Genomic DNA, 22639 nt, shown 5'->3' on the forward strand with positions numbered 1-22639 from the left:
GGTGAGTAATATAGACTGATTTATGTTGCAATAGTTGCAACTCTAAACATAGAATTGCGTACACATGGTGCCCCAAACTGAGAAAACTTAGTTTGTGAGCACCCGATATTCCCAGGGTTTAAGGGTAACAGCCATTTCTGGTTTCAATTCCACAGGCTGATGGCTGAATATTTCGGTATACATGCCTGTAAAACCATCACCCATCATGTGAATCGTTTTAGCCTGACCACTTAAATTAAGAATGACCACTACACGATCATTTTCACGTTGGCGGTGAAAAGCATATACTTTGTCGTCATGATCGGTGATGATCTTTTCCGCTTTACCACCCGCCTGACCATTCCAAAGGGCACGATTACGGTGTTTAAGTGTGAGTAATGTTTTGAAGAAATCACTCTTGGCGTAATTGCCCCACGAAATGGTATCTTTCTCTAAAATGGCCAGTCGTTTGTTCAGATTCGACTCCATGCCGTTATACACCAGCGGCATGCCTTCGAGCGTACTGCTCAGAACAAGGAAGGCGTCAGCTCCGGGGCCAAATGACTCGTCCAACGTACCATTATTGGTATTTTCGTCGTGGTTTTGCGTAAACATCATCTGGTAGTACCAACTCGGAAAGCGTTTCTGGTTTGCTTCGCGCAGCGAGTCAATCTTATCGGCGGTACGTTCCCCTTTGGCTACCGCCTTCATCATGTTATACATTGTCCAACTGTAGTTCATATTGAAGCAGCTTTTGAACTGGTCCGGGTCATCTTCCCATTCCGAGAGCATGAATACAGTTTTGATTTTATCGAGTTGGGGGCGAAGTTCGGCCCAGTAAGTATTTGGTACGTAACCTGCCGCATTGCAACGATAGCCATCGATATCAGTTTCCTTGAGCCAGTACTGCATTGCCTCAGTCATGGCTTTACGCATATCCGGATTGTCGTAATTGAGTTTTACTACATTGGCCCAGCCAGTTGGTATGCCGCTTTGAGGTTTGCCGGGAGAGACCATTTTCCCTTTCTCCGTCACATACCAATCGGGATGTTGTTGTACCCAGGCATGATCCTGAGCTGTATGGCTGGCTACCCAGTCCAGCAGGATGCGTAAGCCCAGGGCATGTGCCCGATTTACAAGTGATTTGAATTCGGCCAGTGTGCCATAGTCTGGATTGATCAGCTTATAATCGACTATAGCATAGGGACTACTAAGCGCTCCTTGACTAATTGGGTAGATGGGCATCAACCAGATAATATCGACGCCCATTTCTTTCAGTCGGGGCAATTGAGCTTCTATAGCTTTGAAATTGCCCTGGGGTGAAAACTGGCGGGTGTTAACTTCGTAAATAGTTGCGTTTTTAGCCCAGTCGGGCGCCGGTAAAGTAGCCCGCGATGTTGTATCAGAAGATGGGTTATCGGTTTGGTCCTGTGGAGTATTGCGACAGGCCGTTGTCAGGAGAAGCGAACTGAGTACTAGGGCCAGGTATAATTTCTTCATGGAGGATGCCAACGAATTCAAGTAGATAAAGAGTGACAAAAAGCATCAGGCCACCATGGGCAGGCTGCTATTTTTTAATTGGCGGATCGCTTCCAAGGGATCGCTCGCTCTGAAAACGGAGTTGCCTGCTACCAGTATATCTGCACCGGCATTGACTAAAGATTGTGCGTTTTTTTCGCTAACTCCTCCATCAATTTCAATCAGAGCTGTTGAGTGATTTGCCGTCAGTAATTGTTTTAACCTGATTACTTTTTGAATGGTATGTGGTATAAACGATTGTCCACCAAAACCTGGATTCACAGACATAATTAAAACGACATCAATCTGTTCCAGCACATCGTCAAGTCCGGAAACGGGTGTATGCGGATTCAGCGCTACGCCTGCCCGGCAACCTAATTCGCGGATGCGGGTCAGCGTTCGATGAAGATGGGTACAGGCTTCATAATGCACGTGAATGACCGATGCTCCGCCTTCGGCAAAAGCCTCCAGATAACGCTCCGGTTGTGTGATCATCAGGTGGACATCCAATGGCTTCTCACAGTATTTTTTTGCGGTTTCCAGGAGTGGAAAGCCAAACGAAATATTGGGTACGAACAAGCCATCCATTACATCGAAATGAAGATAATCGGCTTCGCTGCGGTTTATTAAATCCAGCTCCTTTTGCAGATTAGCAAAGTCGGCGGCCAGTAGCGAAGGAGCAATAAAAGGCTGAGTCATGGTTGTTCTGAAGTCCTGAAAAAGCAATCAATTGAAAAAGAAAGACTTAGTCAGTAGGCGTTGTCAATTACTTATTTTTTTATCCTGTAAAACTAACGTTTTTTTGCTTGAACGAGGAAACAAACCCAATATTGCTGATTAGTGATTAAGTGATCCGTGAACTAGGGGTAGGGGGGTGAGTAGGTGAAGTGGATGAATACCAGAAACTTAGTCAACCTGATGCACCTATGCCACTCTACTTACTCCACTCACTAAACCCATTACCAACTACAAAATGACACCCCAGGAGCGCATAGCCGAACTAACCGACCGTCTAAACTATTATACCCATCAATATTACCAGAATAGTGTTTCGGAAGTTGATGACTTCACCTTCGATCAACTCCTGGCCGAATTGGCTGACCTTGAAAAACAATACCCGGAATTCCGCCAGCCCGAATCGCCTACTGCCCGCGTTGGCGGTACCATCAGCAAGGAATTTGCAACCGTCTACCATCGGTTTCCAATGCTATCATTGGGCAATACATACTCGGAAGAAGATCTGGTTGAATTTGATAAGCGGGTTCAGAAGGGCTTAAATGGGCAACCCTACGAATACATCTGTGAGCTAAAGTTTGATGGTGTCGCTCTGAGTATAACCTACGAAAATGGGATACTGGTGCAAGGGGCTACCCGTGGCGATGGCGTTCGGGGTGATGATATAACGAATAACATTCGGACTATTCGTACGGTACCGCTTCGAGTAGGTGAGGGGCGTGGAGCAGGGAGCAGGGAGCAGGAAGTAGCGGAGAAAGGGCAGGTTGCTATTGAGTTTGGCGATGGTATTCCCCCCGCTCCGAGCTCCGAGCCCCCTGCTCTATTCGAAGTGCGGGGGGAGGGCTTCCTGCCGCTGGCCGAGTTCGAGCGGATTAACAAAGAACGTGAGGATATTGGCGAACCCTTACTGGCCAATCCGCGCAATGCCGCGTCGGGCACCTTTAAACAGCAGGACTCCAGTGCTGTAGCAAAACGTCGGCTCGACTGTTACGTCTACTCGTTCCTGTCTGATAATGACGTATTTCAGACCCATGAGGAAAGCCTGGTTGCTATGAAACAGTGGGGCTTCAACGTCTCGCCAACCTGGCAGAAATGTGCCGATGTTCAGGAGGTTATGCACTACATCAATGAATGGGAGGAGAAACGGTTTACGTTACCGCTCGGTACAGATGGTATTGTCATAAAAGTCAATCGGTACGACCAGCAGCGTGAATTAGGCTACACCGCAAAAAGCCCGCGCTGGGCTATTGCATTTAAGTACAAAGCAATGGCAGCCAGTACGGTGTTGACCGGCATTCGATACCAGGTTGGCCGGACAGGCTCCGTTACGCCAGTTGCCTTGCTGACGCCCGTATTATTGGCCGGAACGGTTGTTAAACGGGCATCGCTCCATAATGCCAACGAAATTGAGCGATTGGGCGTGATGCTGTACGATACGGTATTTGTGGAGAAAGGGGGTGAAATTATCCCGAAAATAACCGGTGTTGATCTCACCCGGCGTACCGGTCAAAGTCAGCCTATTCAGTACCCAACAACCTGCCCAGCCTGTGGTACACCCTTAATTCGGAAGGAGGGCGAAGCAAATCATTATTGCCCTAATGAGCGGGGGTGCCCACCGCAGCGACAGACTCGCTTTGAGCATTTTATTCAGCGACGAGCCATGAACATCGAGAGCCTGGGTGAAGGGAAAATAGAAATGCTCATCGACAGGGGCCTTGTGCAGACACCTGCTGACCTTTACAGCCTCACAAGTGAGCAGCTTCTGGGACTTGAAAAAGTGTTCCTCGACGAGGAGACCGGGAAAAAACGTGTGGTCAGCTTTCGGGAGAAAACCGTCGAGAATATTCTGACAGCTATTGAACGATCGAAGACGCAACCAGTACAGAATGTTCTGTTTGCGCTTGGAATTCGGTACGTGGGCAATACAACGGCAGAAAAGTTAGTAGACTATTTCGGGTCGATGGATGCGATTATGAATGCAAGCCAGGAGCAATTACTGGCTGTGCCGGATACGGGTCCGCGTATTGCCGAGAGTGTAGTCGCCTGGTTCGCTGATGCCTATAATCGGACGTTTGTGGAACAATTGAGGGCGGCTGGCTTACAGTTTATGGGCGAGAAGAAAGAGGTAGAGCAAGAAGGGGATGCACTGTCGGGAAAAACCTTTTTGTATACCGGCACATTCGCAAATTTCAGTCGTGAAGAACTCGAAAACCGAATTGCGGCCAACGGCGGTAAAGTTCTCAGTGGAATTTCTAAAAAACTCAACTACCTGATTGTTGGCGAAAATGCTGGGCCATCGAAGGTCGATAAGGCACAAAAACTAAATGTGCCCATGATTAGCGAAGATGAGTTTCTGGCAATGCTGACAGAATGAGCGTTTACACACTAAATTCCCGTAACTTTGCAGGAATAATACATTCCTGTTTCTTCTAATGGATACTAAATTCCATGGCGTAGGTGTTGCTATTGTAACTCCTTTCAATGCCGATTTATCTATCGACTACGACGGCTTCGGTCGTATTGTCCGGCACATCTCCGACGGAGGTGTTCGTTACATCGTCCTGCAAGGCACTACCGGCGAATCGCCTACGGTGACAAAACAGGAAAAGAAACAGTTATTACACTACCTGAAGGAAAATAACCCAAAGAACCTGCCTATCGTGTTTGGTGTAGGTGGTAATGTTACCTCCGAGGTTGTATCGGGTATGAAGGACATTGATTTTGAAGGCGTCGATGCTATTCTGTCGGTTTGTCCGTATTACAATAAACCAGGAAAACGTGGTGTGATCGAGCACTTTACACGTATTGCCGATGCCAGTCCGGTACCCGTTATTCTCTATAACATTCCGTTCCGGACAGGCATTAACATGTCTGCTGAAACCATCTGCGAACTAGCCCAGCATCCGAACATTATTGGCGTGAAAGAAGCATCGTGTGTAATTGAACAGTGCATGGAAATTGCCCGCGACAAACCCGATGATTTCCTGCTTATTTCGGGGGATGATGTACAAGGCGTACCCATTATCAGTATTGGTGGTGTAGGCGTTATGTCGGTAGTAGCCAACGCATTTCCGGCCAAATTCTCCGGTATGATCGAAGCCGCTTTGCAAGGTGATTTTGCCTTTGCACAGAAAGAACTTGGTCATTTCCTCCGCATAGATCCACTGCTGTATGAAGAAGGAAATCCAGTAGGTATAAAAAATGTTCTGGAGATCATGGGCCTGATTTCGGCTGAAGTTCGACTACCGCTTATGAAAGCGTCCGATGACCTGAGTGAGCGTCAGCGGGCTGTTTTACAGCGGGATGGTCTGCTGGAATTGGTAGCCTAGCAATCGATGAACGTGTAGTTTCGGCCCTCAACTTAATTGCTAGGTTGAGGGCCATTTTTTTCTTTTTCGGAAGTCAGATCGGGGGTTATGAAGTAGCTTGTGAACCGTGCCTGCCTTTTTTGCCAAATCCATCTACTTTGACAATGGTCTTTACGTATAGTCAGCGAGCTTATGAAAATACCGGTTCAGACAATTTTACGCGAACTTACTGCCTTACCGCATCGCGGAACTGCTACGCCACAAGGATCTGAAGCGGCCCGATTGCTTCAATCGTATTTGGCAGAAATGGGAGCTACCACCCGAATGGAGCCATTTCAGACCCCTAAAACGTACGCGACAATTGTTTACTGGTTAATTGGTGGTATAGTGGCCGGGTTGGTATTGATCCCGTTTACGGGTGTATCTGTAGGTTTCGTCTGGTATTTTGGTTTTCTAGCCTGGAAATATTTCAACTGGCGATATTCGTTTATTGTCAAATTTCCCGTGCAGCATACGGCTAATAACGTCATTGGAAAGTGGAAAGACAGGGGGGGAGGAGAGGATCGCCGGAAAGTGATTTTGATGGCGCATTATGACACGGCTCCCGTATCGTTGCTCTATAGCCCAAAACAACAGGCTGGCTTTAGGGCTTCTCTGCTCATCTCTCTATGGTTGATGTTATTAGCCGCTTCGCTGGCCACACTGGAAGTGTTTGGTGTTGCGTTGCCTTATCTAACGTATATACGTTATGGTCTGATTGGTTATTTCATACTGCAAGCGATAATTGGTACGGCAGGTTACTGGCTAAAAGGATATACCAATGGAGCCAGCGACAATGCAACGGGCGTTGCGGCTGCGCTGGCTACCGCCAATCGACTAAATCAGGCAAATTTGCCGGGCCTGGATGTGGAAGTGGTGCTGACAAGTGCCGAAGAAGTGGGTATGCTTGGCGCCTACTATTTCGTTGAGGCTCATAAAAGGGAGTGGAAACGGACTCAAACAATGGTCATAAATTTCGATACACTGGGTGCCGGAAGGTTAACGGTTGTTGAGAAAACCGGTACCGCAGAAATCATTGAATACAAAAATGAGCCCACACGTATAGCTCGTCAATTAATTGACACAGAGTTGTTTCAGGATCGGGCACAGGTAGGGCGCTGGCATACCGCCGACTTCGACAGTGTATGGTTTGTACGAAACCGTATTCCTGTTCTGGCATTATGCGCCCTAAATGCAGACGGACAAATGCCCAGAATTCACCAACCCGACGATACGTTAGCCTTCGTCGACACAACACCTATTGAAACTGCTGTAGATCTTGGTGAAGCGGTCGTAAAGGAATGGCTGAAAACGCACCTGGCCACGTAAACGGCACAGATTTTAAGATTGATTGTATAGCTTCAATATAGGATCGCTGATCATTCTGCCGGTGTCTGATAAGACAAAGGCAATTGTTTTGCTGATATCCTCAGGTGTAATCCATTTTGTAGGGTCAGCGTCGGGCATAGCTTCCCGATTAATTGGCGTATCGATGGTGCTGGGAACAATGACAGTTGCCGAAATGTGGCTGTCATTCCCAGCCGCATTTACCAAATTGGCCAGTTCAAAAATCAGGGATTTGCTGAGTGCATAGGCAACCAGATTTTTGCCAGCTTCGGGTACAATAGCCGGACGTGCCCCAATAAATACAAATTGGCCTCCACCCTGCGCTTCAAATAAAGTCATCAGAGGTTTAACCACGTTAAAAGCGGTAATAAAGTTGAGTTGGTACATTTTATCAAGCGTGGCTATCTCAGTTTCCTGAATGCCACCCGTTGCAAAACCGCCAACCAATAAGGCTGCTGCATGAATCGGCTTATGGCCAATCTTGCCCAAAAAACTGGAAACGTTATCAGATTCCAATAGATTAACAACATGGGTCTCCACATTTGGCAGATGCTTAAAAATGTCCAGATTTTTCTCTGAACTCAGTGTGGCTATGATGTGGTAACCGTCTTTGTGTAATTCTTCAACGAGGCTGGTGCCCAGATTGCCAGAGGCACCTGTTACAAGTACTGTTTTCATCGTATAAATTTGCTGGTAAGTACTAAAAAAAGCGATTATCGCAGGGTAGCTACTACCGATTCATCCCTCAGCAAGCTACTACTTTTGGCGTAATCATCCAGTCAGCCTATCTAAAAAATAACTACCCGTAGGAGTTAAGAACGAAGGTCGTCTATTGCCCAAAAGCCATTCATCTATATGAAGAAATTACTTGTCGTTATTGCCAGCATCTCTTTACTGTTTCAAAATTGCGCGAAGACCGACGAAGCGCTTGCCCCTGCGCTAACGGCAGGTCCAACGCTCCCCGGCACATCCTACAACTACCTTGTTCCGTTTCCTGCTCATATTCAAACTGCCCTTGCCGCTACCGATAATACACCGGCCAATAACCCAATAACCAACGACGGAGCTACATTGGGACGAGTCCTTTTCTATGACAGAAACTTATCATTGAACAGAACGGTAAGTTGCGGGAGCTGCCATAAGCAGGCACTTTCTTTTGATGATAATGTTGCCTTAAGCAGAGGCTTCAACAATGCACTCACCACCCGAAATTCAATGTCGCTGCTGAATGTGCGGTTCTATAGATCGGGAAAAATGTTTTGGGACGAGCGATCGGCTACCGTAGAAAAGCAGGCGTTACAACCCATTCAGAATCACCTGGAGATGGGGCTTACCCTAGCGGAGCTTGAAAGCCGGGTCAATGGACTAAGTTATTACCCCGCTTTGTTCCAGAAGGCATTTGGGAGTACAACGATTGATTCGGTAAAAATTGCCCGGTCATTGGCTCAGTTTGAACGCTCTATTGTTACCTATCAATCGAAATACGACCGGGTAAAACAGGGGACCGATAGCTTTACATCCCTGGAAGCTCAGGGAGAGCAACTGTTTTTAACCGCACCTAGAGGGGGAGGAGGAGGCCCGGCTCCAGCCTGCGCGGGGTGCCATACGCCACCAATGTTTATCACATCGACACCTGCAGGCCCATTTGCGTTTCCGCTGGAGTCCGGTATCAATGGGCAGAATCGATTCAAGAGCGGCTCCCTACGAAACATCAGTACCCGTAAATTCTTGTTTCATAGTGGAAACGTTGCGGATGTGAGTGCGATGTTGAAGGCGGGATCTCCCGGTTCGGGTAGTGCGGGAATACCAGCACATGCCGTACCACCAGCGGATGTCGCTGCTTTACTCGCCTTTTTTACTACCTTAACTGATGAGTCGATTACCACCGACCCCAAATTTTCAGACCCATTTAAACAGTAGCGTATCGGATAGGGTATAGTACTGATCAGGTGAACTTTTAGATTGAGTGAGAGTGAATCCGTTGGCTAGATAAACTACACAATAGCCAGTAGGTAGCGCATCAATTCGATATTGTTCATTCATCCTAGTGTATTAACCCTTACTTTTGTCATATGGCTACTTATAAAAACGAAGGGTTCGACCCGGAGGAAATCAGCGCACTCAAAGACGAGTGCCTGCAGGAAGGCAAATCATTCGTTATTGTTGAAGACGACGATCTGGATACGCTGGATGAGGGAGAATGCGTACATATTCAGTTCCCAGGCTCCTATCAGGGTCAGGAAGTGATTTTTGATACACTCGTTTATACGCTACGCCTGCACCATAGCAGCTTAGTGTATGAAATGGCGGTTGAGCAGGTTCAGAAAACCTTTCCCGAATACGTTCCACCCGAAGAGCGCAAATCCAATTACAAAATTGCTCCTGAGCTGGAGGAGGAAGCTGAAACAGCCCTGACCGAACTAATCGAGGAAATTGAGGAGACCGAAACCGTTAAAGTGCAGGAACACGTTGAAGTCGATACCCAGTCTGATTATGGGATTGCCCTGGACGTTTGCCTGAACGTCGACGAAATCACCGACGAAGTAATCGAAGACTTTGTCAGTCATTTCAAAGCAAATACACTTTCTCTAGACAAAACCCTATACTCCTTCACCAGCGAGGAAGATGAAAATTAAATGAATAATGGATAATGTACAATGATTAATGTAAGACGCTACGCTAACAATGCGGACGAACCATTATCCATTTTACATTATCCATTTTACATTATTGACTATGCACCAACCTGATTCGCTTAACCAGGTAGCGGAATTTCACCGCACCTTCCATGCCCCTGTTTTAGAAACTCCCCAAATTCCATCGGCAGCGCGTTGCCAACTGCGTGTGTCGTTACTGGCCGAAGAACTTGATGAACTGCGCGATGCCATTACCGAGGGCGACATTGTGGCCGTAGCCGATGCCTTGTGCGATTTACAATATGTATTGTCGGGGGCGGTGCTTGAATTTGGATTGGGGGATAAATTTAAAGCTCTTTTTGATGAAGTACAGCGCTCAAATATGAGCAAAGCCTGCCTGACGATTGCCGAAGCCGAAGCAACGGTAGCTGAATACCAGGCGAAAGGGTTTCCCTGTCATTTCATCGAATCGGATGGGAAGTACCTGGTGTTTCGGGATGCTGACCATAAGACCCTAAAAAGTGTAAATTATTCTCCGGCTGATCTCGCGGGAATTTTAAAAGTCTAACCGCCAAGGGCGCAAAGGTATACGCAAAGAACGCAAAGAATGTTCGCGTTTACCTTTGCGCTTTTCTTTGCGTCCTTTGCGTTTAAAAAAATGGAAAATTACACCTTTACCGAACGTCGGCCCGGAGCCGTAGACCGCTTTCTGCGCTACGTGCAGATTGACACCCAGTCGGACCCGCAATCGACGGCGAATCCGAGTACCGAGAAACAGAAAGATCTTAGCCGTGTACTGGTACAGGAACTGCTCGATATGGGCATCGCAGACGCTGAACTCGACCAATGGGGCTATGTGTACGCCACCATACCGGCCAATACCGATAAGGAGAACGTGCCAACCATCTGTTTCTGTTCGCATGTCGATACATCACCAGATGTGACAGGGGCGGGGGTAAAACCAATGATTCATCGGCACTGGGACGGTTCTGATATTGTCCTGCCCGATGATCCGTCGCAGGTGATCCGGGTGGTGGATCATCCTGATTTGCAGCATCAGATCGGCAATGACATTATTACGGCTAGCGGAACTACGCTACTGGGAGCTGACAACAAAGCGGGCGTAGCCGAAATTATGGATGCGGCACACTATCTGATCACAAATCCAGGCATCAAACATGGTCCTATTCGACTGCTATTTACACCCGATGAAGAAATAGGGCGAGGAACCGAAAACGTAGATATCCAGAAGTTAGGGTCTGATTTTGGCTACACGATCGACGGGGAAGCGTTGGGCACGCTCGAAGATGAAACCTTCTCTGCCGATGCGGTAAAAATTACCATTCAGGGAGTGAGCACTCATCCGGGCTTTGCCAAAGGCAAACTTGAGAATGCCCTGAAAATTGCGGCTGATCTGCTGGCAGCGTTGCCCAAAAACGCCCTATCGCCCGAAACCACGGAAGCAAAAGAAGGCTTTGTTCACCCAACGCGGATGGAGGGCAATCAGGATCAGGCCGTTTTAGAATTCATTATCCGCGACTTTACGGAAGTGGGTTTACAGGAAAAAGAAACCTACCTGCAAAATGTGCTGAATGATATAGTAAAGAACTATCCTGGCTCATCGGCGCAACTGGTTGTGAAAGAACAATACCGGAATATGAAAGATGTGCTGGATCAATATCCTTCGGTAGTCGATAACGCGCTCGAAGCCATCCGACGGGCGGGGTTATCTGCTGAGCGTCGCAGTATCCGGGGCGGAACCGATGGATCGCGACTGTCGTTTATGGGATTGCCTTGCCCTAATATCTTTGCGGGTGAGCATGCATTTCACTCCCGCCTGGAGTGGGTTTCAGTGCAGGATATGCAAAAGGCCGTTGAGGTAATTGTAAACGTAGCGCAGGTTTGGGAGGAGCGGAGTTAACGAGTAGACCGTTCCCATGGCTTGTCAAACAATCTAGTTTGCCTGTAGGTTGAGCAGTAAAATAAACTCAACGAACATGGAAAGTGAACTCGAACTTGATTTGCCGGTCGGTACGGCCACAAAATCTCCTTATGATGTAACGGAGGATGTGGTAGGGTTAAAAACGTTGTTTGTCAACGTCTTCTTTATTGGAACGCCCGGTGTTGGCAATTCCTGGGTGCTGGTTGACACAGGTTTAGCAGGGTATGCTGGCCAGATTAAGAAAAAGGCTGAAGAGTTATTTGGCGTGGGTACCCAACCCGACGCCATTATACTGACACATGGCCACGCGGACCATACTGGTACACTGAAAACCTTACTGAATGATTGGGATGTGCCTGTGTACGCACACCGGCTCGAACTGCCTTACTTGCAGGGGAAATCGAGCTATCCACCCCCAGATCCAGCCATTGGCGGTGGTGCTATGGCGTATATGTCGTGGGTATTTCCGATTGGACCGAGTGATTTTGGTGATCGAATTAAATCCATTGCAGAGAACGGTACTTTTCCTGAGTTACCAGATTGGCGGGCTATCCATACACCCGGTCACGCCCCAGGCCACATCTCGCTCTTTCGGGATAAAGACCGTACCCTGCTGGCAGGTGATGCCTTCGTAACAACCAACCAAAACGCAATGACAGCCGTGGCTACCCAGCGGGAAGAGTTTCACGGCCCACCTGCCTATTTCACCTGCGACTGGGAAGCCGCTAAAAAGTCGGTGTTAAAATTGAATAACCTCAACCCATTAGCTGCCGGAACAGGGCATGGGGTATCGGTGCGTGGGCTTGACTTGGAGTTAGGCCTTAACCGGCTGGCCCATGATTTTGAGACCCGTTCTATTCCATCGGCAGATGGTCGATACGTAAAACAACCCGCCGTGACCGATGAGAACGGTATCGTGGATATGCCTCCACCAACTTCCTTCCAGGTTGCCCGTACAATAGCCTGGAGTGCCTTGGCCGGGTTGACATTGTATGTACTATGGTCGGGCAGGCGTTTAATCAATGGAAAATAATTAATTTCCAGACAGAAAAAGCATTGTATGGGCATTGCTTTTTCTGTCTGGAAAACATAAATCGTTTTGGATACGTAGTCGTGTCCTTACTTTTGAGGAAAGTTATTTCGCTATGGCTGAGAAAAGGCCGAAATTTTATGTTGTCTGGCAAGGCCGAAAGCCAGGAGTTTATGATAGTTGGGACGAAGCTAAAGTCCAGACGGATGGGTTTCCTAAACCCCTGTTTAAGTCGTTCGATAGTAAGCCCGCTGCGCTGAAAGCCTTTAAAGACAAACCCCATGTTCATATCGGTCAGGCAACCAAGCCCGCTGGTAAACAGGGAAAGCTGGATGGTTTGGTTGGTTTACCCATTCAGGATAGTCTGGTTGTTGATGCGGCCTGGAATACGGCAACGGGCGATATGGAATACCAGGGCATCTACCTGGCCACTAAGCAAAAGCTATTTCTAAAAGGCCCCTATTTGGATGGAACCAACAATATTGGTGAGTTCCTGGCCATCGTTCATGCGTTGGCCCTGCTTCATCAGAAGGGCAGTAACATTCCGGTGTATTCCGATTCCAGGACGGCCATTGGTTGGGTACAAAAGAAAAAAGCGAACACCAAACTGGAAGAAACCGCTCGGAATGCCGAACTCTTCGAGTTGCTTGAGCGGGCCGAAAACTGGCTCCAGACCCACCGGTTCGCCAACAAAGTTCTAAAGTGGGAAACCACCGTCTGGGGCGAAAATCCAGCAGATTTTGGGAGAAAATGAACGGATTTACGGGTTACGATGTACAAATTACGAATTCTACAAATACGTTTATTAAATCGTAATTCGTACATCGTAACCCGTAAATCCCTTTGTTTTCGTTCAAGCAATTCACCATTCGGCAAGAGCGTACGGCCATGAAAGTTTGTACGGACGCCTGTGTGCTTGGAGCCTATGCGGATTTAGGCGAAGGCGGGCGTGTTTTGGACATCGGAACGGGTACGGGTTTGCTGGCCCTGATGGCTGCTCAACGAAACCCAACGGCACTGATTGATGCGGTTGAAGTAGACGAAGCTGCATTCGGGCAAGCTAGTGAGAATGTAACCGTCAGCCCGTTTGCTGAGCGTGTGAATGTTGTTCATGAACGTATTCAGGACTTTAACCTCATCCCCGGCTCTACTCCTATAACAGGAGAGAGGAAATTGGGAATCCCCGACTCTTCACCCCTCTCCTATAACAGCAGAGGGGCCGGGGATGAAGTTTTTTACGACCGCATTCTGACAAATCCCCCGTTCTATACAAACCACCTTCGGTCGCCGGATAAGGCCGTAAATCGTGCCCTCCATACTAACGAATTGCCGTTTCCAGAATTGATTTCGTCTGTAGTTCGGTTGATGAAACCAGCAGGGGAGTGGTGGGTATTGTTGCCACCTTATGAAACCGAAAAATTAATAGAATTAACCCAGGGAACTGGTTTGGAGCCGTTTAAGCAGTTGTTTCTTAGGCATAATGCACAAAAGCCTGTTTTTCGTGTGGTAACCGGTTTCTCGTTCAGAAACAGCTCGGTAAAGCAGGAAACGCTCACGATTTATAAAACCAGTAAACAGACAGAGCCTGGAAAGAACCAGCCACGAGAAACGTACACGTCAGAATTTCGAGAGTTACTTCGCGATTTTTACCTGATTTTCTGAAAACTCTGCGACCTTTGCGGTAATCGTTGCGCACTTTGCTGTTCGCCTGTGCGTTTTAGTTAATTATATGCCAGAATCGCTTCAACTGACCGTTCTGATCCCGCTCTACAACGAAGATGAGTCGCTGCCTGAACTGCACGACTGGATAGTACGGGTTGTAACAGAACATCACTTTACGTACGAAATCCTGTTCGTTGACGACGGCAGTACCGACGATTCGTGGGCTGTTATCGACCGGTTGGCGCGTACCAATTCCGCTGTACGTGGCATTCGGTTTAATCGAAATTATGGCAAAACGGCAGCCTTACAGGCAGGTTTTCAGGCCGTACGGGGGCAAGTTGTTATTACGATGGATGCCGATTTGCAGGATAGTCCCGATGAAATTCCGGAGCTGTACCGTATGATTACGGAAGAAAAGTACGACCTTGTATCTGGCTGGAAGCAAAAACGCTACGACCCCATTACAAAGACACTGCCAACCAAACTGTTCAACTCGGTATCGCGCTGGATTTCGGGGGTGCAGCTTCACGATTTCAACTGCGGATTGAAAGCCTATCGTCAGAAAGTGGTGAAAACCATAGCCCCAACGCTCTACGGCGACATGCACCGTAACCTGCCGATTGTGGCTAACTGGAACGGCTTTGGCCGGATTGGCGAGAAAGTCGTTCAACACCGGGCACGCAAATACGGGACTACTAAATTTGGCCTGGAACGCTTTGTGAATGGCTTTCTTGACGTATTGGTGATCGGGTTCGTTCAAAAATTTAGTAAGCGGCCGATGCACTTTTTTGGTACGTTTGGTACCTTGTCATTTTTTGTGGGCACGGTACTGGCGCTATGGTTAATCGTCGATAAACTGATCAATATTGCGCAGGGCGTTAAATTCAGAAATGCCACCGATAATCCGCTGTTTTACTTCGGTTTAGTGGCAATTATCCTGGGTGTTCAGTTATTCCTGGCTGGTTTCTTAGGTGAAATGCTGGTACGTCAGTCGCTGGGAAAATCCGTTGATATGCAGATTGCCGAGCGGGTCGGCTTTTCAGAACATAAAGTATCAGTATAAGTAGTTAACAAGAATTGGGTTCTATTGATGCTTTAGATTCTGTTGTTCCAGAAAGCAACAAGCTGGCTCAGTAGGCTCTAAGAATCCAAAGAATCAATAGAATCCAGTTTTAGCTAGTAACTTACAAGTAAACCGTCAATTATATAAATCACAACCACTTAGTAAAAAGCAATGAAGAGTAATTTTAAGGCCCACCCATGGCATGGTATTCCAATAGGCGAGTTAGCGCCAAAACAAGTTACCTGTTTTATCGAGATTGTACCGACCGATACTGTTAAATACGAGATTGACAAAACAACGGGCTACCTCAAAATTGACCGCCCGCAGCAATATTCCAACGTGCTTCCCGCCCTCTATGGTTTTATTCCTCAAACCTACTGTGGCGATCAAATTGCCAAATTAGCCAGCGATAAATCGGGCCGGGTAGTTGAAATGGGTGATGGTGACCCACTCGATATTTGTGTATTAACGGAGCGGGAAATTACCCACGGTGACCTGATTCTACAGGCTATCCCCATCGGTGGATTCCGATTGATCGACAAAGGCGAGGCCGATGATAAAATTATTGCCGTACTGAAAGGGGATGCTATGTACGGTCAGTACACCGAACTAGGCCAGCTGCCTGAAGCGGTTGTAAAACGCCTACGTCACTACTTCCTGACTTATAAAAACCTGCCCGAAGAACCCGCCGTGATGGAGCTGGCGAATATTTATGGACAGGCCGAAGCCTGGGAAGTTATCCAGACATCGATCAACGATTATAAGCTGATGTAAGCACACAGCCATTCGTCCGCTATTTTTACGCACTTAACACTTTTATAGCCTGGGAATTTACTTCCGGGCTATATTTGTAATAACCTGTTAACAAGGGTTTATTATTTATTCTTATTCATGCGACAGTTTCTTAAATATGTTCTGGCCACGTTAGTTGGTCTGGTACTGTTTTCGTTTGTTGGTTTTCTGTTTTTAATTGGTCTGGCGGCAGCCTTGTCGTCGTCCAGTGATGAGAAAGTTGATGTGAAAGCGAACTCAGTGCTAAAAATAGATTTAGACAAACCCATTGAAGAACGTAGTAGCGAAAATCCGTTTGAGGGTTTTGGACCAATTCAGGGTACGGGCGACGCCATTGGCCTGGTTGAGTTGAAGCGAGCGCTAAAGGATGCTAAGGAGGATAAAAACATCGAGGGTATTTACCTCCAGACCGAAGATCCGCAGGCGGGTTGGGCTACCGTTGAAGAAGTTCGAAATGCCCTGATCGACTTTAAGCAATCGAAAAAGTTTGTCTACGCCTATGCCGAGGGTATGAGCGAAAAAGGTTACTACCTGGCCTCCGTAGCAGACAAGATTTACCTGAATCCAGCCGGTGAACTGGAATGGAATGGCCTCAATGCGGAACTATCGTTTTTTAAAGGTACGCTCGATAAATTAAGCCTGAAACCTGAGATTTTCCGGGTAGGGGAGTTTAAAAGCGCGGTTGAGCCGTTCATTCGTGAGAATATGAGCGAACCGAACAAACGTCAGGTAACTTCGTTCATGAACTCGATCAACGACCATATGCTGGTTCGGGTGGCACAAAGCCGTAACCTACGGGTAGATTCGCTGAAGCGATATGCCGATAACCTGACGATTCAGAAACCCGAAGATGCACTGCGTACTAAACTTATTACCAATGTTGGTTATCAGGACGAATTGGAAGCTGTAATTCGGAAGCAACTGGATATTGACGAGAAAAAGAAGATCAACTACGTTTCGCTCAATAAATACGAAAAGTCGGAGAAAGACGATGAGGAAGGCAGCAGTAAGAATCGCATCGCCGTCATTGTCGCTTCTGGTGATATTCATTCTGGAAAAAGTGGTGATAATAGCATCGGCTCAGAAACGATTACCGAAGAGATCCGGAAAGCTCGCCTGGACGATAAAGTGAAAGCAATTGTGCTTCGGGTTAATTCAGGTGGCGGTAGTGCACTGGCATCGGATGTGATGTACCGCGAAGTTGAACTGGCCAAGAAAGCCAAACCCGTTATTGGCTCAATGTCCGATTATGCAGCATCAGGTGGCTATTACATGCTCATGGGCTGCAATAAGATTGTGGCTCAGCCTAACACGATTACTGGCTCTATTGGCGTATTCTCGCTGTTGTTCAATACCGAAACCTTTTTTAAAGACAAACTCGGTATCACCTACGATCGTGTGAAAACCAACGAGAACGCTGATTTTCCAACAGGTACCCATGAAATGACACCCTTTCAGAAGCAGACTATGCAACGGTCGACCGAGCGGGTATATGCGCAGTTTACGGGTAAAGCCGCAGCAGGTCGTAAACTGCCTGTCGACAGCATCCGGGCTATTGCGGGCGGTCGTGTCTGGACGGGTAGTCAGGGCAAAGCCATCGGCCTGGTCGATCAGCTCGGCGGTTTGGACGATGCTATTAAGTTAGCCGCTCAATCGGCTAAACTCAAAGACGGCGACTATAAACTGAAATACCAGCCCCGCAAAAAGCCTTTTTTCGAACAGGTGATGAGTTCGTTTGGTGGGGATGAGGAAAGTCGGATTCAGGCGCAGCTTGGCGAATTAGCCCCTTATGTGAAGTACCTGAAAAAACTTAAAACCCTGGAAGGTATTCAAATGCGGATGCCCTTTGAGATCGAGATTCGATAAAAGTGGTCATTGATTGTCATTCGTAGTCATTGATTGTCATTTATGGATGACCATTAAACGACAATCAATGACTACGAATGACAAAAGCCTTAAAGTTGGATTACCAATCGTTAGACCCATACGATCCTTAAACCGCTACGGCGGCCCGGCGTGTGGGTCTTTTTTTTATCTTGCGTAACGCAACGGCCCCTTTAATGCAAACGCTTCCCATTCACCTTGACCTATTCGCACTCATAATTTTTCTGGGTGTGGCACAGGGTCTGTTTCTGGGTATTTTCTTTCTAACAGGTGGGCGAGGGAAGAACATATCCAATCGGTGTCATGGGTTGTTTATGTTAGTGTTGTCGGCCATAAGTGGGGAAATAGTTCTGAACTATACCAACTACACATTTCGGCTGTTGTGGCTAGGCGATTTTTCTGAGCCGTTCAATTTTTTGTTGGGTCCGCTCTTCTACTTTTTCGTTTTCAGCCGACTTTGGCAGCGATTGCCCCATCGCTGGGCATGGCATTTAGTACCGTTTGGCGTCTGGCTGATTAATTCGGTAACCTGGATGTATCAGCCTATCGAGTTCAAATACAACTCCTACATCAATTCACAGCATCCCGAATTGCCATTTATACGGCAACATATCCAGTGGGAGGACGATTTTACGGGACTACGTGATCTCATTAGTGAGATGACACTCGTTAGCTGTTTTATCTACGCTGTACTGGCATTGCTGGTTATTCGGAAGGCAAGTCGACAGGGTTCCGCACTTCGCTCAACGGCAAAATTAAAATCACTTCTTTTGCCGAGTTGGCTGTTTGCCCTGGTCCCATTTCTGATTGCCCTGGTCAAGCCCCAGTTCGTTAATGATGTCGGTGATTACCTATTGGCCACGTACATCGCGATCACCATTTATACGAACAGTTTTTTAGTGATGAGCCGGTCCGATTTTTTTCGGGACGAACCGCCTGTTGAACCGAAAGCTATCGAGCCTGATTTGCCTGCTGAACCCAAAAAGAAATACGAGAAATCGGCGCTATCGGAAGAAGTTGAAGATGCTGTTCTGACTAAACTCGCTCGTCTACTGGATACAGAAAAACCTTATCTCGACAGTGATTTGTCGTTGCCAAAACTAGCTGCTCGACTCAATACGAGTCCGCATCACTTATCCCAGTTGCTCAACGATCGGCTGGGTCAGAATTTCTTCGACTGGCTGGCCACCTACCGAATTGCTGAGGCTCAACGCCTGCTAACCGATTCATCAACTGCCCACCTGAAAATTGATGAAATTGCCGAGCGGGTTGGCTACAATTCCCCATCTGCTTTTCATACCGCCTTTAAGCGACTGACGAGCCAGACGCCAGCGCAGTACCGGGCCAAGGACCTGGGTGATACGGCCTTCCGGCAGGGGGCATAGGGTTCTTCCCGGTCGGCGCGAACTTCGTTATTGCCGGGAAATAGGAGGTTTGGGACGTGTTGAGGCCACTTTTGTGCCATTCAAATGACTCAAACGAATCTTATGCAGTCGACACTGAGTAAACAAACTCCGAGCCCCGTACTCACTGATCTTAGCCAACGCCGGTACGATCTTGACTGGCTTCGCTTCATGGCTATTATCACGCTGTTTTTTTATCACACCGGTATGATTTACGTATCGTGGGGCTTTCACATCAAAAGTGCGGAACATAGCCTGCCCATGGAATACGTGATGCGCTGGCTCCACCGCTGGCGGATGCCGTTGCTATTTTTCATCTCCGGTGCCGGTACGTTCTTCGCTTTAAAAAAACGTTCTTATGGGTCCTACGCGGGTGAGCGCGTTCGGCGCTTGTTTGTGCCGCTGGTATTTGGCATGTTCGTGATTGTGCCCCCTCAGATTTATGTAGAATGGTTATTCCGGGGGCGGTTTTCGGGAAGTTATGCTGAGTTTTATCCCGAAGTGTTCAAGTTTCAACCCTATCAGGATGGGGGAGCCGGGGGCGCGTTTAGCTGGCATCACCTGTGGTTTATCTGTTACCTTTTCTTTTATTCATTGCTGAGCATCCCGCTGTTCAACTGGCTAAAAAAAGAATCAGGACAGCGCTTTATAGACAAAATTGGGCGGCTCATTGCCCGGCCCGGTGGTGCGTTATGGTTAGTTGGCTTTCTATTGCTCAATGATGTTGCCCTGGGTGGTTTCTTTCCCAACGAAACACATGCCTTGGTGAATGATTGGGCCTATTTTATGAAAAATCTGATTCTGTTCTGGTTAGGATATGTATTAATCAGCCGACGGGATTTCTGGAAAATCCTCACTGATCAACGGCGATATTTTCTGATTGCAACGGGCATCTGTACTGTAATTTTATTCAGTTTTCGCTTTTTCGTGACGCAAGATGAATTTGATACGTCCAGGCTGGTCATAACACTTTTCAGCTTCAATGGCTTAGCGCTAACCTGGTTTTCTGTACTGGCAACGGTTGCTTACGGGTATCGCTATCTGAACGTTAACAAGCCGATTTTACCGCATCTGAACGAAGCCGTTTATCCGTTTTACATCATTCACCAAACGGTTATTTTGCTGATTGGCTACTACGTGTTAACCAGAACCAGCCTGGGTGTTTATGATGGGTTCCTGACAATAAGCCTATCCTCATTAGTAGTTTGCATCGTTGTTTATCTGCTATTGATTCGCCCGTTTAAGCTGACACGCGTCCTGTTTGGCCTCAAATCGAAATAAGCGCAGCCGTAACTAAACCAAATCATGTATGAGACCTCTTGGTAAAGCCTATAGGAATAGCCAGTCAAACTGCCAACTCGCTGGCTTATCTCTCCTCTTACTTTGTCTTTCAATCCGTGTCGATGGGCAGACAACGTCAAGCAAACCCGCTAATGCTGTTGAGTGGCCTGCTTACGGAAATGACGCTGGTGGTATGCGATTTTCGCCCCTGACACAGATCAATGTTGGAAACGTTAAGCAATTAACCGTGGCCTGGACGTTCCGAACGGGCGAATTGGAGCATTACAAGGGTACGTCTGCGGAGGAAAAAGCCGCTTTTGAAGCCACCCCCATTATGGTCGATGGTACGCTGTTTTTTAGTACTCCGACCTCACGCGTTTTTGCTATAGATGCGGCTACAGGACAAAAAAAATGGGAGTATAACCCTGATGTTTACTTACGCCAGGATTTATCTGAACTAACATCGAGGGGTGTCTCGGTCTGGCCCGCTCCCAAGGACAAGAGCGCATCAACTAGTGCTACAAAACGAATTTTCATGGCAACGATTGATGGCCGATTGATTGCGCTGGATGCGCTTTCGGGTAAGCCAATTTCAACCTTCGGAAAGTTAGGTAGTGTGGATTTACGGGAGGGCGTAGGCAATATCAGTGTTACCTCACCACCAGCAGTTATTGGCAATACGATAGTTGTCGGGTCATCAATGGGCGACAACCAGCGGTTCAATTATGAGCGGGGCGTAGTGCGGGCCTACGATGCGCTAACGGGCGCATTGCGTTGGAGCTGGGATCCAATTCCCCGTTCGAAAGGCGACGCGGGTTTCGATACCTGGAAAGGCGCAAGTGCTAATCAAACGGGTGCGGCCAACGCCTGGTCTATTATTTCTGCTGATGGTGAACGTGATCTGGTATTTATTCCGACCACGAGTCCCAGCCCGGATTATTATGGTGGCGAACGGCTGGGGAAAAACCTGTATGCCAGCTCAATTGTAGCTATTCGGGCCTCTACGGGTAAAGTTGTCTGGCATTTTCAAACCGTTCACCACGATTTATGGGATTATGACAATGCTGCTCAACCGCTATTATTCCCATTTACGCTCAATGGTAAAATGGTTCCTGCCGTAGCAGTTGGTACCAAGATGGGGCATCTATTTATTCTTCACCGCGAAACTGGTGTGCCTTTGTTGCCGGTTGAGGAGCGCCCAATGCCTGCCTCTACGGTGCCGGGCGAAGCTGTCTTTCCGACGCAACCTGTTCCCACTACGCTACCTGCTTTGGGATTGCAAAAAGCGGAAGCCTGGGGCCTGACACCCACTGATAAAGCGATAGCTCAGCAGCGAATCGATGGGTTGCTGTATAAAGGAATTTTTACCCCACCATCGCTACAGGGTAGCCTAATGACACCCGGCAATGTGGGTGGCGTTCATTGGGGAGGGATGTCATACGATCCTGAATCAGGGTTGCTGATTACCAATGTCAATCGGATGGCGGCTGTCATTCGGTTGGTGGCTCGGGAGAAGCTGGCTGAATCTGTTAAAAATGATCAGGACTTACTCCGGGCTGAAACGGGCATGCAGTCAGGGACGCCTTACGTGCTGAAACGAAGCTACTTGTTTACAAGAGATGAAAAAGGAATACAGATGCAAACGCCACCGCCCTGGGGTACACTGGTGGCTATTAATCTGAAGAAACAGGCATTGGAATGGGAAGTGCCACTAGGCTACATGATGGATATCACGAAGTACCCTCAGGCCAAACAATGGGGTTCGCTTAATTTTGGCGGAGCCATTACTACAGCTGGTGGACTGGTGTTTGTGGCTGCCAGCTTGGATGGTCATTTGCGGGCCTTTAAAACCCAGGATGGAAGCCTGCAATGGGAAGTGCCATTACCCGCAAGTGGGCAGGCTACGCCCATGACGTATCAGGTTAATGGGCAGCAATATGTGGTAATTGCCGCCGGTGGGCATGGGAAGCTAGGCACAAAACTGGGCGATTATGTGGTTGCGTATCGGTTGCCATAGGGA

At 47.8% G+C, this 22639-nt stretch carries 19 protein-coding genes; 16 read left to right on the forward strand and 3 right to left on the reverse strand.

What is annotated here, in order from left to right; genetic code table 11:
* Positions 1-87: 87 nt before the first annotated feature.
* Together EXU85_RS13935 and rpe are read right to left on the reverse strand one after the other, a co-directional pair.
* Positions 88-1479, reverse strand: coding sequence for an alpha-amylase family glycosyl hydrolase (locus tag EXU85_RS13935; RefSeq protein ID WP_142772666.1), 1392 nt, complete (start codon positions 1477-1479; stop codon positions 88-90).
* A gap of 45 nt (positions 1480-1524) precedes the next feature.
* On the reverse strand, positions 1525-2196 hold the full coding sequence (gene rpe, locus EXU85_RS13940; RefSeq protein ID WP_142772667.1) for a ribulose-phosphate 3-epimerase: 672 nt from the start codon (positions 2194-2196) through the stop codon (positions 1525-1527).
* A gap of 274 nt (positions 2197-2470) precedes the next feature.
* On the opposite strand from rpe, the gene ligA reads away from it, so the two are divergent.
* From ligA to EXU85_RS13955, 3 genes are all read left to right on the forward strand, one after another.
* The gene (gene ligA, locus EXU85_RS13945; RefSeq protein ID WP_142772668.1) at positions 2471-4606 is read left to right on the forward strand and encodes an NAD-dependent DNA ligase LigA; all 2136 of its coding nucleotides are present in this window, start codon (positions 2471-2473) and stop codon (positions 4604-4606) included.
* Positions 4607-4664: 58 nt separating this feature from the next.
* Positions 4665-5561: a 4-hydroxy-tetrahydrodipicolinate synthase gene (dapA, locus tag EXU85_RS13950; protein WP_142772669.1), complete on the forward strand. Its 897-nt coding sequence runs from the start codon at positions 4665-4667 to the stop codon at positions 5559-5561.
* 171 nt (positions 5562-5732) lie between these two features.
* Positions 5733-6908: a M20/M25/M40 family metallo-hydrolase gene (locus tag EXU85_RS13955; RefSeq protein WP_142772670.1), complete on the forward strand. Its 1176-nt coding sequence runs from the start codon at positions 5733-5735 to the stop codon at positions 6906-6908.
* A gap of 12 nt (positions 6909-6920) precedes the next feature.
* On the opposite strand, the gene EXU85_RS13960 is transcribed toward EXU85_RS13955, so the two are convergent.
* Positions 6921-7604, reverse strand: coding sequence for an SDR family NAD(P)-dependent oxidoreductase (locus EXU85_RS13960; protein WP_246859556.1), 684 nt, complete (start codon positions 7602-7604; stop codon positions 6921-6923).
* A gap of 177 nt (positions 7605-7781) precedes the next feature.
* On the opposite strand from EXU85_RS13960, the gene EXU85_RS13965 reads away from it, so the two are divergent.
* From EXU85_RS13965 to EXU85_RS14025, 13 genes are all read left to right on the forward strand, one after another.
* On the forward strand, positions 7782-8846 hold the full coding sequence (locus EXU85_RS13965) for a cytochrome-c peroxidase (protein WP_142772672.1): 1065 nt from the start codon (positions 7782-7784) through the stop codon (positions 8844-8846).
* Between the two features lie 152 nt (positions 8847-8998).
* Positions 8999-9562, forward strand: coding sequence for a hypothetical protein (locus tag EXU85_RS13970; protein WP_142772673.1), 564 nt, complete (start codon positions 8999-9001; stop codon positions 9560-9562).
* 100 nt (positions 9563-9662) lie between these two features.
* Positions 9663-10130: a nucleoside triphosphate pyrophosphohydrolase family protein gene (locus EXU85_RS13975; protein ID WP_142772674.1), complete on the forward strand. Its 468-nt coding sequence runs from the start codon at positions 9663-9665 to the stop codon at positions 10128-10130.
* A gap of 90 nt (positions 10131-10220) precedes the next feature.
* A complete protein-coding gene (gene pepT / locus EXU85_RS13980; protein ID WP_142772675.1) occupies positions 10221-11483 on the forward strand; it encodes a peptidase T in 1263 nt (420 codons plus the stop codon).
* 76 nt (positions 11484-11559) lie between these two features.
* On the forward strand, positions 11560-12537 hold the full coding sequence (locus EXU85_RS13985) for an MBL fold metallo-hydrolase (RefSeq protein ID WP_142772676.1): 978 nt from the start codon (positions 11560-11562) through the stop codon (positions 12535-12537).
* Between the two features lie 112 nt (positions 12538-12649).
* Complete coding sequence (locus tag EXU85_RS13990) at positions 12650-13288, forward strand: viroplasmin family protein (RefSeq protein ID WP_142772677.1); 639 nt, start codon at positions 12650-12652, stop codon at positions 13286-13288.
* Between the two features lie 89 nt (positions 13289-13377).
* Positions 13378-14196, forward strand: coding sequence for a tRNA1(Val) (adenine(37)-N6)-methyltransferase (locus EXU85_RS13995; RefSeq protein WP_142772678.1), 819 nt, complete (start codon positions 13378-13380; stop codon positions 14194-14196).
* 67 nt (positions 14197-14263) lie between these two features.
* Positions 14264-15259 carry a glycosyltransferase family 2 protein gene (locus EXU85_RS14000; protein ID WP_142772679.1) on the forward strand — a complete coding sequence of 332 codons (996 nt, stop codon included), beginning with the start codon at positions 14264-14266 and terminating at the stop codon, positions 15257-15259.
* Positions 15260-15430: 171 nt separating this feature from the next.
* Positions 15431-16033 carry an inorganic pyrophosphatase gene (locus EXU85_RS14005; RefSeq protein WP_142772680.1) on the forward strand — a complete coding sequence of 201 codons (603 nt, stop codon included), beginning with the start codon at positions 15431-15433 and terminating at the stop codon, positions 16031-16033.
* 117 nt (positions 16034-16150) lie between these two features.
* Positions 16151-17917, forward strand: coding sequence for a signal peptide peptidase SppA (sppA, locus tag EXU85_RS14010; protein WP_142772681.1), 1767 nt, complete (start codon positions 16151-16153; stop codon positions 17915-17917).
* A gap of 194 nt (positions 17918-18111) precedes the next feature.
* Positions 18112-19320 (forward strand): AraC family transcriptional regulator, encoded by a 1209-nt coding sequence (locus tag EXU85_RS14015; RefSeq protein ID WP_142772682.1) that lies wholly within the window; start codon positions 18112-18114, stop codon positions 19318-19320.
* Positions 19321-19422: 102 nt separating this feature from the next.
* Positions 19423-20619 carry an acyltransferase family protein gene (locus tag EXU85_RS14020; protein ID WP_142772683.1) on the forward strand — a complete coding sequence of 399 codons (1197 nt, stop codon included), beginning with the start codon at positions 19423-19425 and terminating at the stop codon, positions 20617-20619.
* 28 nt (positions 20620-20647) lie between these two features.
* Positions 20648-22636: a pyrroloquinoline quinone-dependent dehydrogenase gene (locus EXU85_RS14025; RefSeq protein ID WP_142772684.1), complete on the forward strand. Its 1989-nt coding sequence runs from the start codon at positions 20648-20650 to the stop codon at positions 22634-22636.
* Positions 22637-22639: the final 3 nt, after the last annotated feature.

This window comes from Spirosoma sp. KCTC 42546 (assembly GCF_006965485.1).
Lineage (GTDB): Bacteria > Bacteroidota > Bacteroidia > Cytophagales > Spirosomataceae > Spirosoma.

What these genes read in the sequence shown, in the direction of transcription:
- EXU85_RS14020 (WP_142772683.1), top strand. Translation starts at nt 19,423, where the DNA reads ATGCAGTCGACACTGAGTAAACAAACTCCGAGCCCCGTACTCACTGAT.
- dapA (WP_142772669.1), top strand. Translation starts at nt 4,665, where the DNA reads ATGGATACTAAATTCCATGGCGTAGGTGTTGCTATTGTAACTCCTTTC.
- EXU85_RS14005 (WP_142772680.1), top strand. Translation starts at nt 15,431, where the DNA reads ATGAAGAGTAATTTTAAGGCCCACCCATGGCATGGTATTCCAATAGGC.
- EXU85_RS14015 (WP_142772682.1), top strand. Translation starts at nt 18,112, where the DNA reads ATGCAAACGCTTCCCATTCACCTTGACCTATTCGCACTCATAATTTTT.
- EXU85_RS13975 (WP_142772674.1), top strand. Translation starts at nt 9,663, where the DNA reads ATGCACCAACCTGATTCGCTTAACCAGGTAGCGGAATTTCACCGCACC.
- EXU85_RS13960 (WP_246859556.1), bottom strand. Translation starts at nt 7,604, where the DNA reads ATGAAAACAGTACTTGTAACAGGTGCCTCTGGCAATCTGGGCACCAGC.
- ligA (WP_142772668.1), top strand. Translation starts at nt 2,471, where the DNA reads ATGACACCCCAGGAGCGCATAGCCGAACTAACCGACCGTCTAAACTAT.
- sppA (WP_142772681.1), top strand. Translation starts at nt 16,151, where the DNA reads ATGCGACAGTTTCTTAAATATGTTCTGGCCACGTTAGTTGGTCTGGTA.
- EXU85_RS14000 (WP_142772679.1), top strand. Translation starts at nt 14,264, where the DNA reads ATGCCAGAATCGCTTCAACTGACCGTTCTGATCCCGCTCTACAACGAA.
- EXU85_RS13955 (WP_142772670.1), top strand. Translation starts at nt 5,733, where the DNA reads ATGAAAATACCGGTTCAGACAATTTTACGCGAACTTACTGCCTTACCG.
- EXU85_RS13965 (WP_142772672.1), top strand. Translation starts at nt 7,782, where the DNA reads ATGAAGAAATTACTTGTCGTTATTGCCAGCATCTCTTTACTGTTTCAA.
- pepT (WP_142772675.1), top strand. Translation starts at nt 10,221, where the DNA reads ATGGAAAATTACACCTTTACCGAACGTCGGCCCGGAGCCGTAGACCGC.
- EXU85_RS13985 (WP_142772676.1), top strand. Translation starts at nt 11,560, where the DNA reads ATGGAAAGTGAACTCGAACTTGATTTGCCGGTCGGTACGGCCACAAAA.
- EXU85_RS13990 (WP_142772677.1), top strand. Translation starts at nt 12,650, where the DNA reads ATGGCTGAGAAAAGGCCGAAATTTTATGTTGTCTGGCAAGGCCGAAAG.
- EXU85_RS13970 (WP_142772673.1), top strand. Translation starts at nt 8,999, where the DNA reads ATGGCTACTTATAAAAACGAAGGGTTCGACCCGGAGGAAATCAGCGCA.
- EXU85_RS13935 (WP_142772666.1), bottom strand. Translation starts at nt 1,479, where the DNA reads ATGAAGAAATTATACCTGGCCCTAGTACTCAGTTCGCTTCTCCTGACA.
- EXU85_RS14025 (WP_142772684.1), top strand. Translation starts at nt 20,648, where the DNA reads ATGAGACCTCTTGGTAAAGCCTATAGGAATAGCCAGTCAAACTGCCAA.
- rpe (WP_142772667.1), bottom strand. Translation starts at nt 2,196, where the DNA reads ATGACTCAGCCTTTTATTGCTCCTTCGCTACTGGCCGCCGACTTTGCT.